The 22,530-nt window shown below is 67.8% G+C and carries 23 protein-coding genes and 2 tRNA genes; 16 read left to right on the top strand and 9 right to left on the bottom strand.

Annotated features, from left to right (window positions below; all coding sequences use genetic code 11):
• Positions 1-30 precede the first annotated feature (30 nt).
• From E7T09_RS05050 to E7T09_RS05025, 6 genes are all read left to right on the top strand, one after another.
• On the top strand, positions 31-618 hold the full coding sequence (locus E7T09_RS05050) for a hypothetical protein (protein ID WP_136388006.1): 588 nt from the start codon (positions 31-33) through the stop codon (positions 616-618).
• Between the two features lie 87 nt (positions 619-705).
• Positions 706-1,296, top strand: a complete 591-nt coding sequence (locus tag E7T09_RS05045; protein WP_136388005.1) for a DedA family protein — start codon at positions 706-708, stop codon at positions 1,294-1,296.
• Between the two features lie 53 nt (positions 1,297-1,349).
• Complete coding sequence (locus tag E7T09_RS05040; RefSeq protein WP_240741617.1) at positions 1,350-2,105, top strand: endonuclease III; 756 nt, start codon at positions 1,350-1,352, stop codon at positions 2,103-2,105.
• Complete coding sequence (locus E7T09_RS05035; protein ID WP_136388004.1) at positions 2,102-3,136, top strand: 3'(2'),5'-bisphosphate nucleotidase CysQ; 1,035 nt, start codon at positions 2,102-2,104, stop codon at positions 3,134-3,136. The genes E7T09_RS05040 and E7T09_RS05035 overlap by 4 nt, the downstream gene beginning before the upstream one ends.
• Positions 3,137-3,145: 9 nt before the next feature.
• Positions 3,146-3,739: a GNAT family N-acetyltransferase gene (locus E7T09_RS05030; protein WP_136388003.1), complete on the top strand. Its 594-nt coding sequence runs from the start codon at positions 3,146-3,148 to the stop codon at positions 3,737-3,739.
• Positions 3,740-3,744: 5 nt separating this feature from the next.
• Positions 3,745-4,668: a D-isomer specific 2-hydroxyacid dehydrogenase family protein gene (locus E7T09_RS05025; protein ID WP_136388002.1), complete on the top strand. Its 924-nt coding sequence runs from the start codon at positions 3,745-3,747 to the stop codon at positions 4,666-4,668.
• A gap of 61 nt (positions 4,669-4,729) precedes the next feature.
• Here E7T09_RS05025 and mnmA read toward each other — a convergent pair whose 3' ends face one another.
• Positions 4,730-5,872, bottom strand: coding sequence for a tRNA 2-thiouridine(34) synthase MnmA (gene mnmA / locus E7T09_RS05020; protein ID WP_136388001.1), 1,143 nt, complete (start codon positions 5,870-5,872; stop codon positions 4,730-4,732).
• 129 nt (positions 5,873-6,001) lie between these two features.
• On the opposite strand from mnmA, the gene lysA reads away from it, so the two are divergent.
• Positions 6,002-7,141 carry a diaminopimelate decarboxylase gene (gene lysA, locus E7T09_RS05015; RefSeq protein WP_136388000.1) on the top strand — a complete coding sequence of 380 codons (1,140 nt, stop codon included), beginning with the start codon at positions 6,002-6,004 and terminating at the stop codon, positions 7,139-7,141.
• A gap of 10 nt (positions 7,142-7,151) precedes the next feature.
• Here lysA and E7T09_RS05010 read toward each other — a convergent pair whose 3' ends face one another.
• On the bottom strand, positions 7,152-7,796 hold the full coding sequence (locus tag E7T09_RS05010) for a phospholipase A2 (protein ID WP_136387999.1): 645 nt from the start codon (positions 7,794-7,796) through the stop codon (positions 7,152-7,154).
• A gap of 99 nt (positions 7,797-7,895) precedes the next feature.
• Between E7T09_RS05010 and E7T09_RS05005 the strand changes: the two genes are divergently transcribed.
• The 3 genes from E7T09_RS05005 to E7T09_RS04995 all read left to right on the top strand — a co-directional run bounded on the left by E7T09_RS05005 (position 7,896) and on the right by E7T09_RS04995 (position 9,767).
• Positions 7,896-8,492 carry a TetR/AcrR family transcriptional regulator gene (locus E7T09_RS05005; RefSeq protein WP_136387998.1) on the top strand — a complete coding sequence of 199 codons (597 nt, stop codon included), beginning with the start codon at positions 7,896-7,898 and terminating at the stop codon, positions 8,490-8,492.
• Between the two features lie 173 nt (positions 8,493-8,665).
• Positions 8,666-9,439, top strand: a complete 774-nt coding sequence (locus E7T09_RS05000) for a TerC family protein (protein ID WP_136387997.1) — start codon at positions 8,666-8,668, stop codon at positions 9,437-9,439.
• 70 nt (positions 9,440-9,509) lie between these two features.
• Complete coding sequence (locus tag E7T09_RS04995; RefSeq protein ID WP_136387996.1) at positions 9,510-9,767, top strand: NAD(P)H-dependent oxidoreductase subunit E; 258 nt, start codon at positions 9,510-9,512, stop codon at positions 9,765-9,767.
• A 162-nt stretch (positions 9,768-9,929) separates the two neighbouring features.
• Here the strand turns inward: E7T09_RS04995 and E7T09_RS04990 are convergent, their stop codons facing one another.
• Positions 9,930-11,264 (bottom strand): S41 family peptidase, encoded by a 1,335-nt coding sequence (locus E7T09_RS04990; protein WP_240741616.1) that lies wholly within the window; start codon positions 11,262-11,264, stop codon positions 9,930-9,932.
• A 75-nt stretch (positions 11,265-11,339) separates the two neighbouring features.
• On the bottom strand, positions 11,340-11,897 hold the full coding sequence (locus E7T09_RS04985; protein ID WP_136387995.1) for a hypothetical protein: 558 nt from the start codon (positions 11,895-11,897) through the stop codon (positions 11,340-11,342).
• 110 nt (positions 11,898-12,007) lie between these two features.
• Here E7T09_RS04985 and E7T09_RS04980 point away from each other — a divergent pair, with 110 nt between their 5' ends.
• The 3 genes from E7T09_RS04980 (at position 12,008) to E7T09_RS04970 (ending at position 14,120) form a co-directional block, all read left to right on the top strand.
• Positions 12,008-13,186: a class I SAM-dependent rRNA methyltransferase gene (locus E7T09_RS04980; protein WP_136387994.1), complete on the top strand. Its 1,179-nt coding sequence runs from the start codon at positions 12,008-12,010 to the stop codon at positions 13,184-13,186.
• Between the two features lie 102 nt (positions 13,187-13,288).
• Positions 13,289-13,963 (top strand): TrmB family transcriptional regulator, encoded by a 675-nt coding sequence (locus tag E7T09_RS04975; RefSeq protein ID WP_136387993.1) that lies wholly within the window; start codon positions 13,289-13,291, stop codon positions 13,961-13,963.
• Between the two features lie 81 nt (positions 13,964-14,044).
• Positions 14,045-14,120, top strand: a tRNA-Ala gene (locus tag E7T09_RS04970).
• 74 nt (positions 14,121-14,194) lie between these two features.
• On the opposite strand, the gene E7T09_RS04965 is transcribed toward E7T09_RS04970, so the two are convergent.
• Entirely contained in the window at positions 14,195-15,784 is a 1,590-nt protein-coding gene (locus E7T09_RS04965; protein WP_240741615.1) for an NPCBM/NEW2 domain-containing protein, read from the bottom strand.
• Between the two features lie 151 nt (positions 15,785-15,935).
• On the opposite strand from E7T09_RS04965, the gene E7T09_RS04960 reads away from it, so the two are divergent.
• A tRNA-Met gene (locus E7T09_RS04960) sits at positions 15,936-16,012 on the top strand.
• A gap of 37 nt (positions 16,013-16,049) precedes the next feature.
• Here E7T09_RS04960 and E7T09_RS04955 read toward each other — a convergent pair.
• The 3 genes from E7T09_RS04955 to E7T09_RS04945 all read right to left on the bottom strand — a co-directional run bounded on the left by E7T09_RS04955 (position 16,050) and on the right by E7T09_RS04945 (position 18,658).
• Positions 16,050-16,838 (bottom strand): SDR family NAD(P)-dependent oxidoreductase, encoded by a 789-nt coding sequence (locus tag E7T09_RS04955; protein WP_136387991.1) that lies wholly within the window; start codon positions 16,836-16,838, stop codon positions 16,050-16,052.
• Between the two features lie 111 nt (positions 16,839-16,949).
• Positions 16,950-17,900, bottom strand: a complete 951-nt coding sequence (locus E7T09_RS04950; protein WP_136387990.1) for an electron transfer flavoprotein subunit alpha/FixB family protein — start codon at positions 17,898-17,900, stop codon at positions 16,950-16,952.
• The gene (locus E7T09_RS04945) at positions 17,897-18,658 is read right to left on the bottom strand and encodes an electron transfer flavoprotein subunit beta/FixA family protein (RefSeq protein WP_136387989.1); all 762 of its coding nucleotides are present in this window, start codon (positions 18,656-18,658) and stop codon (positions 17,897-17,899) included. The genes E7T09_RS04950 and E7T09_RS04945 overlap by 4 nt, the downstream gene beginning before the upstream one ends.
• A 225-nt stretch (positions 18,659-18,883) precedes the next feature.
• Between E7T09_RS04945 and E7T09_RS04940 the strand changes: the two genes are divergently transcribed.
• Entirely contained in the window at positions 18,884-19,585 is a 702-nt protein-coding gene (locus E7T09_RS04940; RefSeq protein WP_240741614.1) for a hypothetical protein, read from the top strand.
• A 37-nt stretch (positions 19,586-19,622) separates the two neighbouring features.
• Here the strand turns inward: E7T09_RS04940 and E7T09_RS04935 are convergent, their stop codons facing one another.
• Positions 19,623-20,003, bottom strand: coding sequence for a carboxymuconolactone decarboxylase family protein (locus tag E7T09_RS04935; protein ID WP_136387988.1), 381 nt, complete (start codon positions 20,001-20,003; stop codon positions 19,623-19,625).
• Between the two features lie 272 nt (positions 20,004-20,275).
• Here E7T09_RS04935 and E7T09_RS04930 point away from each other — a divergent pair, with 272 nt between their 5' ends.
• Positions 20,276-22,513 (top strand): ATP-dependent Clp protease ATP-binding subunit, encoded by a 2,238-nt coding sequence (locus tag E7T09_RS04930; protein ID WP_136387987.1) that lies wholly within the window; start codon positions 20,276-20,278, stop codon positions 22,511-22,513.
• The last annotated feature ends 17 nt before the right edge of the window (positions 22,514-22,530 follow it).

The following is a 22,530-nucleotide window of genomic DNA, read 5'->3' as shown; positions in this document are numbered from 1 at the left end:
TCTCCGGGTGCGCCCGGTATACTCCGCCTCATGCGCCGCGCCCGCCCTTCCGTGTTCGCCCCGCTCGCCTGCGCCGTGGGCCTGACGATTGGTCTGGCCGGGTGTGCGCGCACGACGGACACCTTCAAGCCGCGTATTACCATCAGCAACGCCGACGGGGCCGCCAGCCGAGCGAAGTCCTTCGTGGTAGACGGCTACGTGCTCGACGATACCGGCGTCACGCAGATCACCGTGGATGGCACGCCCATTCCGATCCTGCCGGGCAGCCGTAAACTCGCGCACTTCCAGTTCAAGACCCTGATCCAGGGCAGCACCGGTAAGTACACCATCGCCGCGCAGGACGCGGCCGGGAACCGCAGCACCCTCATCCTGCCCGTCACCGTCGATGCCGAGAAACCCACAATCACCATCACGCGCTTCGAGAAGGCCGGGAACGTGATCCGCGTGACGGGCACGGCCACCGACAACAGCCGGGTCGTCCAGATGCTAGTGGACGGCAACCAGATCAACATCACGCCAGGCGCCAAGGTGGATTTCTACGCCGAGACGACCGGCATCTGGGCCGACCTGGAGGCCGTGGACGCCGCCGGGAACCGCACCACGCTGCGGGCGCGCTGACCGCACGGGAAAGCAGCCATCGGCGCTCCCGTTCCCTCCTCCCGATGGGTGACGTTCGTGTAGCCCCGGGCACGCTAGGGTGCCCACATGGACTCCCTCATTCACACCATTCTCGCCTTCTCATACATCGGCATCTTTCTGATCGTCTTTGCCGAGACGGGACTGCTGCTGGGGTTCTTCCTGCCGGGAGACAGTCTGCTGATCACCGCCGGGCTGCTTGCGGCGAGCGGCGAGCTGAACCTGTGGGGCGTCATGGCCGCCGTGGTGGCGGGAGGCATCCTGGGCTGCGTGTCCGGCTACTTCATCGGGCAGCGCTTTGGGCCCGCCGTGTTCCGCAACCAGAATTCCCGGTTCTTCAAGCCGGAGTACGTCGCACAGTCCGAGCAGTTCTTCGCGCAGTACGGCTGGCAGTCCATCGTGCTGGCCCGCTTCGTGCCCATCGTGCGAACCCTGGTGCCCACCTTGGCCGGCGTGAGCCGCATGCCGCTGGGGATCTTCACCGCCTACAACGTCCTGGGTGCCGTGCTGTGGGGCGTCTCGCTGCCGGCCCTGGCGTACTACTTCGGGAAACTGATCCCGAACCTCGACAAGTACGTGCTGCTGATCGTGGCCGTCGTGCTGGTCGTGAGTGTCATCCCGGTGGTCGTGAAGGTCATGCAGGCCCGCCGGCAGGCCTGAATCCCGCGACGACCGCCACGGTCTGAACCGCCGTGTCCGCCTACGCTGCGGAGGTGACCGCCCCGGCCTTGCCACGCCTGTCCCCCGAGACCCTGCCCGCCCCGCCACACCTGCCGGAGATCGCGCGGCGCCTGCGGGACCGCTATCTGCCGGATCCGCCCCGTGCCCAGCGCGCCCCCGAACCGCTGGACGGGCTGATCAGCACCATCCTGTCCCAGCAGAACACCGCGCCGATCACCCGGCGCCAGTTCGCCGCCCTGAAAGCCACCTATCCCCGCTGGGAGGCGGCCCTGGCCGACGGCCCAGACGGCATCGAGACCGTGCTCAGGGATGCGGGCGGCGGCCTGTCGCGCCTCAAGGCCGGATACATCCACGCGGCTCTTGCCCACCTGGAGGCCACGCGCGGTGCCCTCAGCCTGCGCGATCTGCGCGACCTGCCGGACACGGAGGTGCGGGCCCTGCTGGAAGGCATGCCGGGCGTGGGCATGAAGACGGCCAGTTGCGTGATGCTGTTTGACCTGATCCGGCCCGCCATGCCCGTGGACACGCACATCTGGCGCATTTCCACCCGCCTGGGGCTCACCCCCGAGGGCTGGAACGCCGTGAAGGTCGAGCGGTGGTTCGACCGCGTGCTGACGCGCGAGTGGGCGGCCCGCTACACCTTCCACGTCTCGGCCATCCGACATGGCCGGGAGACCTGCCGCGCGAGGAATCCTCGCTGTGACCAGTGCGTGCTGCTGGATCTGTGTCCGGCTGCCGCGCTCCTCGGGCCGAAGACGGCGTCAGAGGCCGCTATGCTCGGGTCATGACGACCCCCACTTCCCTGACCCTCGAACTGGAGGTCGCCACGCGTCTCGCCCTGGAGGCCGGCGACCTGCTGCGCGCGCACCTGCGGGCGGGCCTGACGGTCGAGCACAAGACCTCTGCCGACGATCCCGTGACCGCCGCCGACCGGGAGGCGTCCCATCTGATCACCGCCGGGCTGGCCGCGGCCTTCCCCGGCGACGGCCTGCTGAGCGAGGAGGAAGCCGACAGCGACCACCGCCTCGAACGCTCGCGCGTGTGGATCGTGGATCCCATCGACGGTACCAAGGAGTATGCGAACGGCAGCGGCGACTACTGCGTGAGCATCGGCCTCGCGGTGGACGGTGAACCGGTGCTGGGCGTGGTCTATGCGCCCGATACCGACGAACTGTTCAGCGGAGTCGTCGGCAGCGGCGTCGCATACCGTGGGCAGCGGGCGGCGCAGGCGAGCGCTCCCGGCTGGCGCATCGCCGTGTCGGACACCGAGTACGGCCACGAGCTGCGTGCCCTCGACCTGCCGGGCCTGCACCCCAGCGGCAGCATCGCCCTGAAGCTCGCGCGGATTGCGGCGGGGCACGCCGACGTGACCTTCACCATGTCGCCCCGCAGCGAGTGGGATATCGCCGCCGGGCACGCCCTGCTGCGGGCGGCCGGAGGCGAGCTTCGCCGCCGGGATGGCCGGGCCATCCGGTACAACCAGGCCTCACCTCAGATTGAGCAGGGCATCATCGGCGGGTATCCGGACGCGCTGGAGTGGCTGGAGGCCGAACTCCACACCCGCGCGCTGCCGACCGCCCACCTGGGCCTGCGCCCCGATGCCCCCGCCTGGTCGGCCCTGAGCACAGCCGACCAGACCCTCCTGGAAGCGCACGATGGAGTGTACGTCCGGCACGCCGACGGCCGGGTGCTGGCCCTGCTGGTGGTGGATCCGGCCACCCGCACCGTCGAGCGGGCCGAGGGGGACGCCTTTCATCTGGAGCGGCTCTCGCGGGATGTCACGCGGGCCCTGGGCGCACTCACGCATCCGGAGCGCTAGGCTGACACCATGACGGAGACCACGTCCACCCCACCCCCGGCCAGCGGGCCTGGGGGCGGCGCGGCCGTGACCCTCAAACCGCTGCTGGCTTTCACGTCAGCCGAGTGGCGCACGCTGCACGGCTTCTTCCGGAACCGTGAACTGGCCGACTGGAACGACGCCAAGCCCATTCACCTGCCCGAATGGCTCTTCCGCCGGATCATGCAGGACGAGGAGCGGGGTGGGGAACGCGCGGGCTTCGGCATCCTGGATCCCCAGGGCACCCTGATCGGCAGCGCGGAACTGTACGACCTGCGCCCTCCACCCCCTCTGGCGGCCACGACCGGCACGCTGGGCATCATGATCGGGTACCCCGACCTGTGGGGGCGTGGCTACGGCCGCAGCGGCGTCACCGCCCTGCTGCGCTGGGCCTTCGAGGTGCGTGACCCGCCGCTGATGCGCGTGCGCCTCACCACCTTCGGACACAACCGCCGCGCCCAGCGGGCCTTCACCGCCTGCGGCTTCCACGAGACGGGTCGCACGGAGGGCCGTGGCCGGGTGGATGTGCACATGGAGATCGGCCGGGCCGAGTGGCGTTCCAGTAACGTCCGTCCCTCAGAATAGGAAGTATGCGCGTTCTACTGCCGGATCTGCCCGAGTTTCGTGCCCTCAGTGAAGTCGGGGAGCGCAGCGTTCCCGGCTGTGAGCTCGCGTACTACTCGGGCGATCACGTGCCCGAGGGAGACGCCGACGGGGTGGTGCTGTGGTTCGCCAGCGGCGAGACCCGCGACCACCTGCTGGCCCTGCCCGGCCTGAAGTGGGTGCTGACCCTCACTGCCGGCATCGACCACGTCCGCAACCGCCTGCCTGGGGGCGTCCAGCTCTACAACGCCAACCGCCTGCACGAACGGGCCGTGGCCGTGCACGCGCTGGCCGGGATGCTCAGCGCCGCGCGCGGCTTCCACCGGTACCGCGACGCCCAGGGCCGGCACGAGTGGGCCAGCCCGGCCAGCATCCGCGAGTCGCGCCTGATCAGCCTCGACCGTGCCCGCGTCGTGTTGTGGGGCTTCGGGCGCATCGGCCGCAACCTCGAAGACCTGCTTCGCCCGTTCGACGTGTTCATCGAGGGCATCACCTCAGGCACCACCGACACCGAACGCGACGAGGCGCTGGCCAGCGCCGATTTCATCGTGCTGATCCTGCCCAGCACCCAGGACACGCGCGGCATCGTGAACCGCGAGATGATCGACCGCATGAAGCGCGGCGCGTGGCTCGTGAATGTCGGACGCGGGAATTTGATCGTCCGGGACGACCTGATCGCGGCGCTGCACAGCGGTCAACTCGCCGGGGCCGTGCTGGACGTCACCGATCCCGAGCCGCTGCCCCAGGACGATCCGCTGTGGGCCGAGGAGAACGTGATCATTACGCCTCATATCGCCAGCACCACCACGGATCTCGTCTACCGGGGGGCGAGCCTCACGCGGGACTTCCTGATCGACTTCCAGCAGGGCCACGAACCCGAAGGCCTAGTGGAGTCCTGGCGGAAATACTGACGCCCGGACTGGCCGATAAGGTGCTCTGAACCGGTGCCTGGCGGGGCACCAGAAGAACCCGTCAGATTAGGGCCGGCAGCGTCCGGACGTGATCGTCGATCAGGCCGCCACCCAGCAGCCGAGGGCCGTCGTACAGTACGGCGCTCTGACCGGGGGCGACGGCGAACTGCGGTTCCAGGAATTCCAGCTCAAAGGTTTCGGCGTCGGCGTGCAGCACGCGCGCTCGCACTGGCGTCGTGCGGTAGCGAACCTGCACGTCGAGCTCGGCGGGCAGGTCGGCCAGATCCAGCAGCCAGTTCGCGCGGCTGGCCCGCAGGCCACGCCACAGGCAGTCCGCGTGGTCACCCACCCAGACCGTGTTGGTCTGCGGGTCGAGGTGCACGATGAACCGCACGCGGTGCGACTGGTACAGGCCCAGGCCGCGCTTCTGCCCCAGCGTGTAGAACTGCGTGCCCAGGTGATCCCCGACCCGTTCCCCGGTGGCGATCTCGCGGATCGCCCCGCTGGCCTGCGGCAGGTGCTCGGCCACGAAGTCCTGCACCTTGCCCGGCACGAAGCAGATGTTCTGGCTCTCGGGCTTGCGGGCCGTGAGCAGGCCGCGCTCCTCCGCGATCTCGCGGACGCGCGGCTTTTCCAGTTCGCCCACCGGGAACAGGATGTACGGCAGCGCATCCCTGGGCGTTCCCCACAGGAAGTACGTCTGATCCTTGCGGGGGTCGTCCCCCCTCCAGAATTCGACCTCGCCCGCAGCGTTCTCGACGCGCTTCACGTAGTGGCCCGTCGCCACGTACCGGCACCCCAGCATCCGGGCCTTCTTCACCAGTTCGTCGAACTTCACCTTGGTGTTGCAGTTCACGCAGGGGTTGGGGGTGCGGCCCCGACTGTACTCGTCCAGGAACGGCCTCACGATGTGCCGTTGGAACGCCTCGCGGTAATCGAGCAGGTAGAAGGGCACACCCACCTGCTCGGCCACCCGGCGGGCCTCGTAGGCGGCGTCGGGCGAGCAGCACGTGTCGAAGGTATCGACCCGCTTGTCGTCAGGCCAGAACCGCATCATCGCGCCGATCACCTCGTAGCCCTGTTCCTTGAGCAGGGAGGCGGTGACCGACGAGTCCACGCCGCCGGACATCGCGCACAACACGCGTTCGCCCGTGCCGATGGCCGGGGAGACGGTGGGGGTGGCGGCGGCAGTCGGAGCGCTCATACAGCCGCGCAGCTTAACAGGTCGGGGCCGCGCCCGGCGTGACGGGAAGGGCAATTCACGGCGCGTATCGGGAACTGGACGAGGCCACCGACCACAGGAGCGTCCACTCCTGCCCGGTACACTCGCGGGGTGAGCATCCCACCCGACGCCCTGCTCGATGCCGCCGACACCCACGGCACGCCCCTGTACGTGTACGACGCGTCGGAACTCGATGCGGCCCTGGCCCGCGTCCGCGCCGCCTTCGGGGACGCCCGCGTGTACTACGCCATGAAGGCCAACCCGAACCTGACGCTGCTGCGCCGGCTGCACGGGGCCGGGGTGGGTTTCGAATGCGTCAGCGCGGGCGAGATCGCCCGTGCGGAGCACATCGGCGCGCGGGGGACGCAGCTCCTCGTGAACGGCCCCGCGAAATCGGACGCCGAGTACGCAGCGGGCGCACGGCTGGGCGCGACCTTCATCGTGGACCGCGAGGAGGAGGTCAGGCTGCTGCCTCCGTCGTCACGGGCGCTGGTGCGGGTGAACCCCGCGTTGGCCGTCAGCACGCATGACCACCTCGCCACCGGCGCGGCCGGAAGCAAGTTCGGCGTCACGCTCGACCAGGCCCCCCTCGTGCTGGACGCCCTGCGCGTGGCCGGGCACACGGCCGTGGGGCTGCACGTCCACATCGGCAGCGCCATCCGTGACGCCGGCGATTTCACGGCTGCCTTTGGCCGCCTGATAGAGCTGCGCGACGTGACTGGCCCCCTGGCCGTGCTGGACGCCGGTGGCGGCTGGGGTCTGGAGGCCGACCTGGCTGGCATCGCGCTGGAAGCGCAGCGGGCGGCGCACGCATTCGGCGCAGAACTGTGGGTGGAACCGGGCCGCTACCTGGTGGCGCGAGCCGGACACCTGCTTACGCGGGTGGTCGGCACCAAACGCACCGGCCGGAATTTTGTGCTGGTCGATGCCGGGATGACTGAGTTGCTGCGCCCCATGCTGTACGGCGCTGTTCATCCGGTCATGGCGCTGTGGGATGCGTCTGAACGGAGTCGCTGGGACATTGCCGGCCCGGCCTGTGAGAGCGGCGACGTCCTCGCCCGTGACGTGGATTTGCCTCGACCGGAGCGCGGTCAGGTGCTCGCGTTCGGTGACGCGGGGGCGTACGGCGCGGCCATGAGCAGCTCGTACCTCACCCGTTCACGCCCGGCCGAGCTGCTCTGGCAGGACGGCGACTGGTCGGTGATCCGGCGCCGCGAGACGCCGCTGGACGTCTGGGCAGCCGAGGAGTGAGCCGTCGCACTCAGAAGGAGCTGCCGCCCCCGATCCGCACGCCCTCGTAGTAGGCGTAGGCCGCCGCGTAGCACGCGGGCCGCGCGTACCAGCTCTTCGTGGCGCAGATGGATTTCATGTTCGTATAGAACGCGCTGTCGCTGGTGGCCCGGTTCGCGTCCGTCCGCTCGTAGACCTTCAGGTTGCGGTACGCGAAGTCATGGACGTTGCAGGCGGGGCGGAAGTCCTCGCGGTAGCCCAGGCCCAGGCCGTCGGGCGCGCTGCACCCGTCACGCGTCCAGTCCAGGCCCGGATACGGCAGGGTGCTCGACGTGGCATAGGCCGCGTACTGGGCGGTGTAGTTGCCCACCGTTCCCCAGCCGGTGCGCTTCACGTACGCGATCCGGTCACTGGCCAGGTCCAGCCCACTGATCGCTGGAACTTTCGGCAGGGTCACGCTCGAGGAGCGCTCACCGTAGGCTTCCTGGAGGGCCGCAATCAGGCCCGGATCGTTCGCGTACTGCCGCAGGATCGTCTGGCTCCCCGCATCCTGAAGCTCCGGCCGGGCCGCGTAGGGGGCTGTGGACGTGCTGGCCTGAGGAACGGTCGGTGCCGAGTGTGAGCAGGCGGCGAGCAGGGTGACGGTACACAGCGCGGTCAGGGGTAGGTGGCGCATCGGTCAGCTCCTCAGGGGTGGGGCGGTGGGCTGTGGTTCACCCCGATTGTAAAGGCCCAGGTCAGGACGGTGTCGGGCGACTGCGCCTATCATGACCCGGTGACCGTTCCGTCCGTCCCGCTCGCCCAGCCGGCGCAAGACAGCACCCGCGCACGCATTCAGCTCCAGGCAGCGCGGCTCTTCGTGCAGCGCGGCTATCACGGCGTCAGCATGCGCGAGGTCGCCGAGGCGGTCGGCGTGACCAAACCCGCGCTCTACCACCACTACGCCGATAAGGAGGCGCTGTTCCTGTCCATGCTCGACGGGGCCCTGGGCGGCCTGTCCCGGTTGATCGAGCTGGCCTCGGCACAGACAGACCTGCGCGCCCAACTGCACACCCTGGTGGAGGAACTCATCGCCAGCGCTCCGGAGCAGCGGGTCGGGCTGCAACTCGCCGGAGAGCTGCGGCACGTGTCCCCCGAACGGCGCGCCGTGTTCGAGCAGGCATACCGCCGGGTCTGGATGGGCGGCCTGACCTCCTTGTTCGAACAGGCGGCCGAGCGCGGTGAACTCAGACTGGACGTGCCACCGGCAGGCCTCACGCGCGCCTTTCTTGCGCTGCTCTACCCGCTGGTCAGCGGCGTTCCACAGCCTGATCCACACGGCACCGCACGCGCGCTGCTGGCCGTGTACCTCGATGGAGCGACCCCCCGCTGACGCCATCGTCGTTTCATGAAGGCCCTTCATCCGGCTGACATGAACGGTGCACTCCTTCTCCCGGAACATAGCCCCTAGCGCGCCGCACGGGCGCGGCAGTACGGGAGTTCTCCCTCTTCGGTGACCTGGGCGTGCGTGGCAGCGCCCGCTTCCCCTCCTGTGGAGATCACAACATGGAAACACTGTTCGCCTGGATGGCCCAGCCCGAGGCGTGGCTGGCGTTCACGACGCTGCTGCTGCTGGAGATCGTGCTCGGCATCGACAACGTCATCTTCATCTCGATTCTCGCCGGCAAGCTGCCGCCCGCGCAGCAGCAGCGGGCCCGCACCGTGGGGCTGCTCGGCGCCCTGGTTATGCGGCTGGGGCTACTCTTCTCGATCGCGTGGGTCTCGAATCTCAAGACGGAACTGATCAGCGTCTTCGGGATGGGCTTTTCCGGCCGTGACCTGATCCTGCTGGGCGGCGGCCTGTTCCTGCTGTACAAGGCCGTCCGCGAGATGCACGAACTCGTCGAGGGCCACGAGACGGTGGACGCTCCGGCCGGAACGACGGCGCGCGTCGCCGCAGGCTTTGCCGCAACCATCGCTCAGATCATGGTGCTGGACATCGTGTTCAGTCTGGACTCGGTCATCACGGCCGTCGGGATGGCCAGCGACCTGGGCGTGATGGTTGCGGCCGTGGTCGTCACGGTCGCCATCATGCTCTTCGCGGCCAAACCCATCGGGGAGTTCGTGCAGGCGCACAAGACGGTGAAACTGCTGGCCCTTGCCTTCCTGCTGCTGATCGGCGTGAACCTGATTGCCGACGGCCTGGGCTTCAAGATTCCCAAGGGCTACACGTATTTCGCGATGGGCTTCGCGCTGGCCGTGGAATTCCTGAACCTGCGCGCCCGCCATGGCCACCTACCCGTGTCCCCGACCGCAGCCGAGGTACCGTCCCGCCAGTGACCCGCAGACCTCAGGCGTCTCATGGGGTCGTCATCCGGTAGCATGGGCGCGCCATAGAGGAGGCCCAGCTTTGCCCGTCACCCGTCTGGAAATCTGTACCGAACACCTGTCCATCGATCAACGCGAGACGCTACTGGATGCCGTGTGGGACACCCTGAGAATCAGTCCCGGAATGGTGACCGCCGACGGGAACGTGGAACTGGCCCTGTGCCAGTGCGGTGCTGGCACCGCTCCCGAGGACGCTCCCCTCATCCGCGTGGACGGCCAGGAATACCGCGCGGTGACCCCTGAACGGCTCGTGACCCTGATGAAACGCTGGTCCCGCTAACCGACTGAACAGGGAGCCAAAACCCGCAGAGCATGTCTGTTTGACGGAACCGAGGACTGCTAATCCTCGGTTCCGTTCTGGTACTCACAGGGTGCCGCCGACCGACAGCGACACGGCTGAAGCGAAACCAGAGGAAGGTGCCGTCCCGATCCGGAACCGGCTTCACGGAGATGGGGGCACGGACAGTCCAGCGGGAGGAGGAGGAGCGTCGCCCATAGGGGCGTGCAGCACGTTCAGCGCGGCCTCAAGTGTGGAGTCTCGCCCGTCTGTCGATAGGGCCGCGATGTTCAGCGGAGCGTTCACATCGGGCCGAATGCGCTCGGGCAGGGGCTGGCCCTCCGCGGCGAACCCACGCAGCACGGTCACGGTGAGGACGCCGCCGTCTGGCAGGGCATCGAAGGTCACGCCGCTGTTGCAGACGCCGCGCGTAGCTTCACCCACTGCGGGCACGCCCGTCTGCTGCGCGTAGAACGTGAACACCTCCGCGCACGACGCCGTATCCGGGCCGATCAGGATGGCTGCCGGACCGGTCCAGACCCGCGCGTCCCCAGGCGGCGGAGAGCCGTGCGGTGGGGGCCGCCGTGGTGTCTCACCGTTGATGCCCATGACCTCCTGGGCACCCATCTTGAATTGCATGCGGTAGCGCACGGGCGCGAAAATACTGGCGGCAGCCACACACTGGTTCAACCCGCCCCCAGAATTGAAGCGCAGGTCGATGACCAGACCGCGCGCCCCCTGGGCCTGCGCTTCGCGCACCCGGCGGAGGAACAGATCGGCCGTGTCCGTCGGCAGGAACGAGGGAATGGTGACCACGGCGACCCGGTGATCGTCACCGGCCCAGTCCAGGGTCGGCGCATCCCGCGCCGGAAGTTCCCTGGTGCCCACGGTTAGTGCCAGCTCGGGCTCACCAGCCCGGCGTACGGTCAGCTGGAGCGCCTGCCCGTCGCGCTCAAGTGTGGTGAATTCGTTCGGCCCGACCGGATCGTTGACCGCGCCGTGCTTTCCAGCCACCTCGCCGTTGACCACGGTGATCAGGTCATGCACCCGCAGGCCCGCGTCTGCGGCCGGGCTGCCCCGCATCACGGACGCGACCAGCAGGCCGCCCTCCACGCGCACCACCCGCGCGCCAGTCCGGGCCACCGGGAGGTTCCGGGAAATTTCGTCCAGGCGTTTCGCGGCGTCCGGATCGCGCACGCTGGTGTGGGCATCCCCGACCTCGTGCAGCAGTTCGCCGAGTACCACGCGCGCGGTCGTGAACGGGCACGTCTCGGCCTGGGAAGCGCAGCGCTCATCCAGCACGGCCCGGTATTTGCCCACCAGCGATTCCAGGTCGGCGGTCGACCACCCGTAGTACTCGCGCAGGACGTCGCCCGAGGCGGCCTTGTAGAGGTCGGTCGCCGGACTGGCCTGGGCGGCAGCTCCCAGGAGCACGGTCAGAACCACACCTTGCCGGGCAGTCCGGCCAGCCAGCCGACTCAGGAACGTTGTGAAGGACACGTCACAGGGTACGGCCCGGTTGACCGTACGGCCCGATGAATCCCACAATCTCACCGGCACGACGCCCCCTCCGGCCTACAGCTTCGCCTGTGCCTTCAGGGCCGTCAGATCCACACTCTCGCCGTTCAGGGCGGTACCCGTGACGACCTGGAAGCCGAAGTACCCGTGACCGGCCTTGGCGGCCGTGTCGAGGGCGGCCCCGTTCAGCGTGAACGGCACCTTGCTCCCCGCCTGCACCGTGACCGTGCCGATGGCCTGGGCCGTCTCGCCCTGCGGATCGCAGGCGTAGATGGCCGGCGTGAACGGCGTAGCCCCCATGCTGGTGCAACGGCTGTCCAGGCCCGCCAGGGTGGTTCTCACGTAGAGTTTCACCGTGCCCAGGTTCCCGCCCGACGAGTTGTACAGCGCGTCGCCCCGGATGGTCAGGCCCTGGAGCGCAGCGGGCAGGGTCGATTTCGTGGTGGCCAGTTCATCCTGATCGACATACACCACCTGCCCCTGCGTGATGAAGGTGTTCGCGAGTGGCACGGACGTGTCCGGCAGGTCGACCACGGGCGTGGGAATGACGCCGCAGGCCGCCAGGAGCAGCGGCGCAAGGAAAAGGATGGAACGTGCATTGGACAAGGTGGGCATGAGGAGTCCTCCGGACGGGGATGGGGCGGGAGAGGCCGCACGCGGGTGCTGACGGCCACGATACCGGGCGTCTCTGACAGGCAGGTGACAGGCTCTGGTAGCCTGCCCGCGTGAAACGCCGTCCCACCGTCACCCTTCAGGCCGCCGCCGTGAGGCGAGTCGCGGGCCGCTACCCCTTCGGACACCGCGCCGACATCGCCGACAGTGATCCCGGCATCGCGCCCGGTGAGGTCGTGGATGTGAGGGGCCCGACCGGCCCGGTTCTGGCCCGCGGGTACTTCAATGCGGAGGGCGGCACGCCGCTGCGCCTGCTCACCTGGACGGGCGAGGACATCGACGGAGCCTTCTACCGGCGGCGGGTGCGCGCTGCCCTGGATCGCCGGGCAGGTCGCATTCACGGGACGGACGCCCTGCGCGTCCTGCATGCCGAGGCCGACGGACTGCCCGGCGTGGTCGCGGATCAGTTCGCTGGCGTGTTGGGCGTGCAACTGCGCAATGCGGGCGTGGAACGGCACCGTGACCTGATCGTGCAGGCCCTCAAGGCCGAGACGGGTGCCGACGCCGCCTATGAGCGCAGCGACACGGGCGAACGCCGGCGTGAGGGTCTGGACCTGCACACCGGCACCCTGTGGGGCGAGGTGCCCGAGCGCGTGACCTTCCATGAGGACGACCTGGAACTTCATTTCTCGCCCATGGACGCGCAGAAGACCGGCTTCTTCCTCGACCAGCGCGACAACCGGCGGATGCTGCGATCTCACGTGCAGCCTGGCGACGGCTTCCTCGACGTGTATTCGTACACCGGGGGTTTCAGCCTGCACGCGGCCCGGGCCGGAGCGAAGAGTGTCGCCATCGACAAGGATCAGGTGGCCCTGGCCGCCCTGGAACAGGCGGCGCGGCACAACGGCGTGGGCGTCGGTGTTCGCTGGGGCGACGCGCTCGACGTGCTACGAACCCTGGCGAAGGACAAGCGCCGGTTTCAGATCGCGGTGCTTGATCCGCCCACCCTGGCCAAACGCCGCGACGACGTGCCCGGCGCCAAACGCATCTTCACCGATGGTGCGGCCCTCACGCTCGGCATGCTCGAAGTGGGAGGTCTGCTCCTGGTCAGCACCTGCGCGCACTACATCCGGGTCGACGACCTGCTCGACGCATCCCGCGTTGCCGCCGCCACTGCAGGCTGCGACGCCGAGGTGCTCGACGTGACCTACCAGCCCGCCGACCACCCTCACCTCCTCAGCGTGCCCGAGAGCCTGTATCTGAAGAGCGTCCTGTTGCGCAAGCACAGCTGAATACAGCTGCTTCTCGCGGCGTCATCTGACCGTCAGGACTGTCCAGGCCGCGCAGGCATGCAGCACGCGACTTGCCCGTGGATCGCTTATGCTACGGAGAACATGAGCGCCGTGATCCACCTGCAAGCGCTGGGCCTCACCGAGTACGAGGCCCGCGCGTACACTGCCCTGCTGGCCCTGGGCCGCGCCGTGCCCGCCCGCGTGGCCCGGCAGGCGGGCATACCGCGTCCCAAGATCTACGAGACGCTCGAACGCCTCGAAGGACGTGGGCTGGCAGCCAAGGTCGGACAGAATCCTCTGGAATACGCGCCCCTGAGTGCCCGTGAGTACCTGTCCCGTGCCCGCCGCTCCTTTGATGACCGGCTGGGGGCACTGGAGCGTGACCTGACCCGACTGGCCCCGGATCCCGCGCCGGAGGCCGTGTACCACCTGTACGGCGAAGCCGCCATCCGCAGCCTGTGCGAGGATCTGACCCTGAACGCCCGGCGCAGTCTGCACGTCGCCGGAGACGCCACCATGGCCGCCCGCCTGGAACGCCTGACCCCACGTGGCGTGCACCTGCTGGTCAGCAGCCTGGACGGCCTGCCCAGCGTGGCCGCGCAGGGCCAGCGGGCCTTCCTGCTGGCCCGCGATGGCGAAGCGGCCGTGATCGCGCACTTCATCGACGAGGGTGGCAGTGGCGAGGCCCACGGCGTCCACACCCACAATCCAGTGATCATTCACCTGATCGAGGGCTACGTGGAACTCGCGGCGCGCGGCGTCAAAGTACCCGGCTGACCACGGCCGCGCTCCCTGTTGACAAGCCTGGGGGTCGCTGTTAACCTAGCTGAGCCCGGAAGCGGGCAGAGCACGACGAGTGGGGCTGTGGCGCAGCTGGGAGCGCGTCTGAATGGCATTCAGAAGGTCAGCGGTTCGATCCCGCTCAGCTCCACCACCAAGAGGAACCCGGAAGTTTTAGCTTCCGGGTTCCTGCTTTTGTTTGCTGTCAGCTATACCAGGAAAGCGGCCTTACGGGGCTGGGGTGGCGCGCAGGCCGGTCGCCACCTGCTTGCTGCCCGTGTTGCCGTCGGTATACAGGAAGCCGTGCTCATATCCCACGGCCACGCTGGAGATAAGGGCCACTGGGAGCTTGGTCAGGGCAGTCCAGGTGTTCGTGGCAGGGTCGTACGCAGACACGTCGGCGATCGGCTGGTCGTGGGCAGATTCACCGCCGGCCACCACGATCCGGCCCTCCAGAACGAACGTCGAGTTGGCGATGTGGCTGCGGGCCAGTGGCAGGGGCGCGACTTCCGTCCAGCGGTCGGTCGCTGGGTCATAGGCTTCCACGTAATTCTCGGTGGTCAGGTTCGCGTCGTGATGGATCTGTCCTCCAACGGCGTAAATCTTGCCCCCCAGCACCACCGACCCCATGTGCTGCCGTGGGTGCGGCATGTCGGCAGCCGTTGTCCACCCGGCCGCAGGGTTGCTCAGGTTCAGGACATAGTGGACGCCGAGATCCTGGGTGCGGGCCGTGTTCGTGCCGCCGAAGTAATGCAGTGTTCCGTTCAGGTATTCCAGTTGCCCCGCTGCGATCGTCACGGGCAGTTTGGGCAGGGCCGAATACGTATCCTTCTGCGGATCGTACTTCCAGGCGGCGTCTGTCCCGAAGATTTGTCCTGTCCAGCTGGCATTGGCGATGTACCCGCCCGCGAAGTAGATGAATTGCCCGTCCGTGGTCATCCCGGCGTGCGTCACCCCGTGGGTGGGCATGACGTTCTTCTTTGCCCAGGTGTTCGTGACCGGATCGTAGGCGTTCACGCGGTCGGTGGGGGTACAGCAGTTTTTCAGGCTGTCGAACCCGCCGAACACGTACAGCTTCCCGCCCACGAACTCGCCCTGGGCTTCGGACACCCCGACGTTGTCCGGCTGGCTGGCGATGGAACTGTAGGTGAAGGTGTTGGTCGGTGGGGGAGGCTTGACCGGCGTGCAGTCCAGCGTCGCCGCTCCCCAGTCCGCGTGGTCGTACGCGATGCCGTCACCCGCATCGGTGACCACCAGTTTCAGCTCCTTTACGCCCTTCAGCGTGGCCGTGACGGTGACGGCCGCCTGACCGCCGACCCGTACGCCGCTGTCGGCGAGTTTCACGCCGTCGCCGTACACCTGGAACACCACACTGCCGCGAGCCCCGACCTCATCGTCCACACCAACCTGCGCGGTGAAGGTCGTGCAGGTGCCGGGCAGCGTGTACGTGATCTCGCTGGAAGCATGAACGCCGAGCCCGCTGGCAAAGGTCTGTCCTCCCACCGAGAGGGTGCCGCCATCGTCGGCCTGTTCGCTGCCATTGCTGTGATTGCTCTCGATCGGTCCCCAGCCGTTCTTGGCGCTGCGGTAGTCCAGGTCGCTGATGGAATTGACTTTGGCCGGAATCCCGGCGGGAGAGGCCGTGCCGGTGCTCCACGGATGCGTGACGCCACCGGCGTAGGGATCGGCCGGCGTGGGCTGGGAGGGAGACGTGCAGGCCGACAGGGTCAGGGTGATGGCCAGGATCACGCCAGTGAGTCGCGTCACGTGGCGGCCCGATGAACGGGTGTTCAGGGAAGCGCGGGGAGGATGGCTCATGGGTGCCCGTAGCGTGCTCGCAGCACCGTCAACGCTTCGTTGCATGGAGCTGCCCGGGCGGAAGCCGGGAACACGGCAGCACAGGGCTTGTGCGATTCGCGTTCGGGCGTTACTCTGATGCGGCCCGGTCAGCCGGTGCCCACACCTGAAAGGCGATGTAGCTCAGCTGGTTAGAGCGAACGACTCATAATCGTTAGGTCCGCGGTTCAAGTCCGCGCATCGCCACCACCTCCCGCCCCTCCGGGCGGGTGTTTGCATGTGGAGCTCACACAGGCCGCCCGGCCATCATGAAGCTGGCGGTCATGCCGCCGTCGACCGGCAGGATGGCGCCGGTCACGAAGCTCGCGGCGTCGCTCCCGAGGAAGTACACGACCTCCGCCACCTCGCGCGGCGTCCCGATGCGCCGCAGGGCGTGCAGATCCTCGTAGTCGCGCCGGGTCTGCGCCGGGTCGTCGCTGCCCTCGATGGCCTGCAGGACTCCTTCCGTGCTGATCGCGCCGGGAGCGACGGCGTTCACGCGCAGGCCACGCGGCGCGAGATCCAGGCACATGGCCCGCGTGAGGTTCACGAGCCCGCCCTTGCTGGCGTTGTAGGCCGCGTTGTCCTGCTCGGCGAAGAGACCCTGCACGCTGGCGACATTCACGATCGCCGCTCCGCGCGGCATCAGGTCGACGACCTCACGGACCAGCAGCAGGGGAGCGGTCAGGTTCACGTCGAGGGTTCTCGCCCACCCGCGCTCGCTGACGTCCAGCACGCTGCCGTGCGCTCCCTGATAGGCGGCGTTGTTGACCAGCACGTGCAGGCCGCCATGTTCGTGGGCGGCCTGAGCGATCCGCGCCCGGCCCCTCGGCGTCGTGATGTCCGCCTTCAGCCGGGTGTGTCCCTTGAGCGTGGGGGGCAGGACGATGTCCACGGAGATCACCTGGGCGCCACGTTCGGCATACAGCTCGGCAATGGCGCGACCGATTCCGCGCGCGGCTCCGGTCACGATCACGGTCGGGGCCGTCGCGCGGTCTGAGGATGTGGATGGTGATCCGGGTGCGCTTGGAACCATACTCCAGTGTCACCGACCAGACGACAGTCCGTCATCAAGTCTCAATTCTTGCTGAATACACGACAAAAAAAGGGGAGACCGTCGTGGTCTCCCGAGCGTGCATGTCCAGCGCTATTTCTTCGCGGCCTCGATCAGGGCAGGCACGATCTGGTTCACGTCTCCGACGATGCCGTAATCCGCGACCTTGAAGATCGGGGCCTCGGCGTCCTTGTTGATGGCGATGATGTTCTTGCTCTTGCCCATGCCGCTCAGGTGCTGCACCGCGCCGCTCACGCCCAGCGCGATATACGCCTGGGGCTGCACGGTCTTGCCGGTCTGTCCGACCTGTTCGGCGTAGGGACGCCAGCCGGCATCTACCACGGCGCGCGTGGCCCCCACACCGGCTCCGATGGCGTCCGCGAGACCCTCAACATAGGTGGCGAAGTTCTCCGGGCTGCCCACGCCGCGCCCGCCGGTCACGATCACGTCGGCCTCGGTCAGGGCCACGCGGCTCGTCTTCTCGACACTCTTGCCCGTCACCTCGACCCGTGGCGTGGGCAGCTCGAGGTCCACGTCGTACTCCTCGCCGGGCTGGGCGGCCGGGGCGGCCGCCGCGAAGGAGCCGGGCTTCACGGTCACCACGATCACCGGGCCGCTCGCCTCCACCGTCTCGGTCACGCGGGCCAGGAAGGTGTAGCGCTGGGCTTGAAGGGCCTCGCCATTCGCGCTGAGCTTGATGGCGTCTTCCAGGTACGGCGCATCGAGTTTCACGGCCACGCGCGGCGCGTACTCCCGGCCGGACCGGCTCCCGCCGATCAGGACGGTATGGGCCTCGCCTTCACGGGCGATCTGCGCGGTGGCCGCTGCCCACACCTCTGCGTTGTATGTGGCGAGGGCCGGGAGATCGGCGACGAGCACCTGATCGGCCACGGCCGCCGCTTCCTTCGCGATGGCCGCCACAGCCTGTCCGAGCACCAGCAGCGTGACCGGCCCCTCGCGGCCTGAGTCGCGCGCCGCCGTCACCATTTCCAGGGTGGCCTTGGCGAGCTTCCCGCCCGCGTGTTCAGCAACGATCAGAATCATGCGATCACCTTCGCCTCTGTGCGCAGCAATTCCAGCAACTGCTGGGCGGCCGCCTGGGGATCCTTGCCGTCTATCAGGGTATTGCGCCGGGCGCGCGTCTGGATTTCCGCGCCGACCACCATCACGGTGGGCGTCACGCCGTAGGTCGCTGGGTCGTCCTTGCGGAGTTCCTTCTTCTTCGCCTTCATGATGTTCGGCAAGGTGGGATAGCGCGGATCGTTCAGGCCCTGCTGCGTGGTGACCACGGCGGGCAGGGTGGCGCGGAAGCTCTCGTTGCCGTCATCCACGTCGTGTCGGCCAGTCATGGTGTCGCCCTCGACCTTCAGCTCGTTCGTCCACGTGAGCTGCGGCCAGCCGAGCCGTTCGGCGCTCGCCGCTCCCAGCGCCTGTGAGTCCCAGTCGGCTTCCTGCCCGCCGACCAGCACGAGTTGCACGCCTTCGCTCTGGGCGACCTGCGCCACGACTTTGCTGAGGGCCACCGCGTCATACTTCTCGTCGGTTTCCACATGGATGGCGCGGTCGACGCCCATGGCCAGGGCCGTGCGCAGGGCGTCCTCGTTGCGTTTGGGGCCGACGGCCAGGGCGATGATCTCTTCGACGGCCGCGCCACTCTCGCGCAGGCGCAGGGCTTCTTCTACGCCGTATTCGTCCATGCCGTCAATGACGACGGTGGTGCCGTCGAGATCGACCGCCTGTCCTTGAATCTTGATGCGGGCTTCCGCATCGGGAACTTGGCGTACCAGGGTCAGGATTTTCATGGGGCCTCCGGAAAGGGGGGTCGGCTGGAATGGTCTGAACGGTGCGGCGGCTCATCCCAGCATGACAAATTGAACCGAGTTCAAGTTTAGCAGACACTTCACGCGGGGGCATCCACGTCCACCCCCACTTCCTGCCACTCAGGCCAAGACAACCTAAAAAACGTGACAATCCCAGAATCAGAATTCTCATCTGAGGCCCTGACGTCTAGGCGCATAGTCCAGACCATGAAGCTGATCAATGTCCTCGCGATTTCTGCTCTTGCCACTGCCGCCACAGCTGGCGCACAGTCCGTCGAGCTCGGCCTCACCGGCGGGTACGCCGGCGGCCTGAGCGGTGAACTGTTCATCCACTCGCCCAACCTCATCGGCCCGGTCGGCGTGAAGTTCGGGGTGGCCTACGCCCGCGCCGCAGATGCGATCAACGACTCGGCCCCGTACGATCCCTCCGGCGCGCTCTATCCCAGCACCTTCACCTTTGGGAACGCCAAGAAGTCCACGGCGAGTGGCGGTCTGGACGCCACGGAATCCGGCTCGCACACGATCGTCGGCTTGGACGCCACCTACGGCCTGGGCGAACTCGCTCCGGGAATCGACACCACCTTGTACGTTGGCGGTCGCTACGGCATGTTCCGCAGTACGGAAGGCGTCTCTGGTGGCACTACGACGTATAGCAGCAACGAATTCGGCATCGGTGCCGGTGCGATGGTGAGCTATGCCCTGACAGGCAATCTGAGCTTGGTGGGCGACCTCGGCGCGGATTACTTCTTCAAGGGGCCGATCAATATCAGCGGCACCAGGGCAGACGGAACGTCTACCACTCCGGACAGCATTGGCACCGGCGATGCTAACTACGCGACATTCAATAATCGTGTCGTCCGTCCCGGCGTCGAATTCAAGGTTCGGGTGGGCATCAAGTACGTGTTCTGAGTCTGTCTGGGCAACGGGTGAACTGGTGAAGGCCGGTTCACCCTTTTTCTGACGCCCCTGAGCTGAACTGCGCTTTGAGCTGCTCAAAACCGGCGATCGTCCTCGGGAACCCGAGATAGGGAATGCACATCAGCAGGGTCGCCCGCACTTCCGCCTCCGTGGCTCCGGCGTTCAGGGCGCCCCGCAGGTGTGTCCGGAGTTCTGGCGGGCTGCCCAGGGACACGAGCAGCGCGCAGGCGATCAGCTCCTTGGTCTTCAGGTCGAGGCCGGCGTGGTCATACACGGTGTCGTAGGCAAAGTCCTTCACGTACCCGGCCAGATCGGCATCCAGGCTGTCCAGTCGGTGCAGAATACGGTCATGGTGCGCGCCGAAGATCGTCTCACGGGCGTGTGGGCTGGGTTCCGGCGGGTCACTCATGCGCCCAGCGTACGGCGCGGGGCTGCGAACCGGGCGGAAAGAACTCCGTCAGGGGCGGGTGGGTACGCTGAGGGCAGGGTCGAGCGCCGGAGCAGATCGTGAGTTTGGCTGCGCCGTGACACGCGCCCGGACGATACCCTAGACTCACAGCAGTCCGACCGATCCCGTCTACGCCCGCTGCGCCGCGTTTGAATGTTGTTAGTTTCGTCCGACCGTGTTCCGCCTGACCAGCCCTGCGCTCCCCACCGCGCTCCCTCCACCGGGGGTTCCCCATGAACAGATACGACGACCGCGCCCGACTGGTATTCCACTACGCCCGTGAGGAGGGCAACCGCCTGGGGCACGCCATGGTCGGCCCCGAGCACCTCCTGCTGGGGCTGATGCGTGAGGGCGGCACCGCCGCGACCATCCTGACCGAGTTCGGCGCAAGCCTGGACGGCCTGCGCCGCCGGGTCGAAGAGATCATCGGCCGGGGCGAGGGCAACCGCCTGAACGACGCGCCGAGCATCACGCCGCGCGCCCGCCGGGTCATGGAACTGGCGTCCGCCGAGGCCCGCAGCCTGGGCGCGCAGGTCACCTCGACCGAGCACATCCTGCTGGGCATCATCCGCGAGGGTGACGGCGTGGCCTTCCGGATTCTCCAGGAACTCACCAAGGACGTGGACACCATCCGCTGGCGCATCCTGGCACAGGGCGACGGCACGAGCAGCAAGCCGGCCAAGCCGGTCGCCACGCCGTTCCTCGACGAGTACGGCCGCGATCTGACCAAGTGGGCACGTGAGGGTCGCCTCGATCCGGTGATCGGCCGCAGCGAGGAAATCCGCCGCGTCACGCAGATCCTGACCCGCCGCACCAAGAACAATCCCGTGCTGATCGGCGATCCAGGTGTGGGCAAGACGGCCATCGTCGAGGGGCTGGCCCTGGCCATCCACGAGAAGCGCACGCCGCCGAACCTGCACGGCATGCGCCTCGTCAGTCTCGATCTGAGCGGCGTCGTCGCCGGCACCAAGTACCGGGGCGAGTTCGAGGAACGCCTGCGTCAAATCATCGAGGAACTCAGGAACGCCAAGGTCATGGCCTTCATCGACGAGCTGCACACGCTGGTCGGAGCGGGCGGTGCCGAGGGCACCCTGGACGCCGCGAACATCCTCAAGCCGGCGCTGAGCCGTGGGGAAATCCAGGTGATCGGCGCGACCACCACCGGCGAGTACCACCGCTACATCGAGAAGGACGCCGCACTGGAACGCCGCTTCCAGCCGGTCATCGTGCTGGAGCCCAGCCCCGCCGAGACCATCCAGATCCTGCGCGGCCTGCGCCCCAAGTACGAGGAGCACCACGGCGTGCAGATCCCGGACAGCGCCATCGAGCTCGCCGTCCGCATCGGCGAGCGCAGCCTGCCGGGACGCAATTTCCCCGACAAGGCCATCGACCTGATCGACGAGGCCGCCAGCCGCGTCCGGCTGAACATGAGCGTCGGCCTGCCCGTGCAGGAGAACGAGGACGGCGAACCCGTCGTGACCCGCGAGGACATGGAGGCCGTCATCAACTCCATGGGCGGCATCTACTCCGAGGAGACGGCCACGCAACTCGCCGATCTGGAGCAGAACCTCCAGGATCAGGTGTATGGCCAGCCGGACGCCATCAAGGCCCTGTCCAGCGCCCTGCGCCGCGCGCGCGTGGGCCTGGGCGGTCGCACCCGCGTGGCCGCGAGCTTCCTGTTCGTCGGCCCCAGCGGCGTGGGCAAGACGCACCTGGCCAAGGCCCTCGCGCGCAGCCTGTTCGGCAGCGAACGCGCCCTGATCCGCGTGGACATGAGCGAATTCCAGGAAAGCCACTCGGTCAGCAAGCTGATTGGGTCGCCCCCCGGCTACGTGGGCTTTGAGCAGGGCGGCCGCCTCACCGAGGCCGTGCGGCGCCAGCCCTTCAGTGTGATCCTGCTCGACGAGATTGAGAAAGCCCACCCGGACGTGTACAACACTTTCCTGCAAGTCCTCGACGACGGCCGCCTGACCGACGGCCTGGGCCGCACCGTGGACTTCCGCCGCACGATCCTGATCATGACCAGCAACACCGGCTTCAACGTGAACCCCACCGTGGGCTTCAGCCCGGTCACGCCCGACAACAACCAGCCGCTGCGGCATATCTTCACCCCGGAATTCCTGGATCGCCTGGACGAGGTCATTCGCTTCAAGGCGCTGGGTGAGGAAGAACTTGTCCGCGTCGCGCAGCAGCTCATGGGTGAGATGCGCGAGGAACTCGCCAGCCGAGAGCTGACCGTGACCTTCGACCCCGCCATCGCGTCGTGGCTGGTCGGCAAGCTCAAGGCCCGCAGCGCCAAACACGCGGTCGGCAGTTCCCGCCAACTCCGCACCCTGGTGCGCGAGGAGATCGAGGATCCGCTGGCCATGGAGCTCATCGGCAACGATGGCGAGGAAGTCCGCGTGGTGCTGAGCGATGGAGGGATCCAGTTCGAGCGCAGCATGCCCGCCCCACCCCAGATCCTGGCGTAAGGGCACAGGGAGTTTCA

Origin of the sequence: Deinococcus sp. KSM4-11 (genome assembly GCF_004801415.1) — a bacterium.
In the GTDB taxonomy this organism is placed as follows: domain Bacteria; phylum Deinococcota; class Deinococci; order Deinococcales; family Deinococcaceae; genus Deinococcus.
This window is presented reverse-complemented; position numbering and strand designations above follow the sequence as displayed.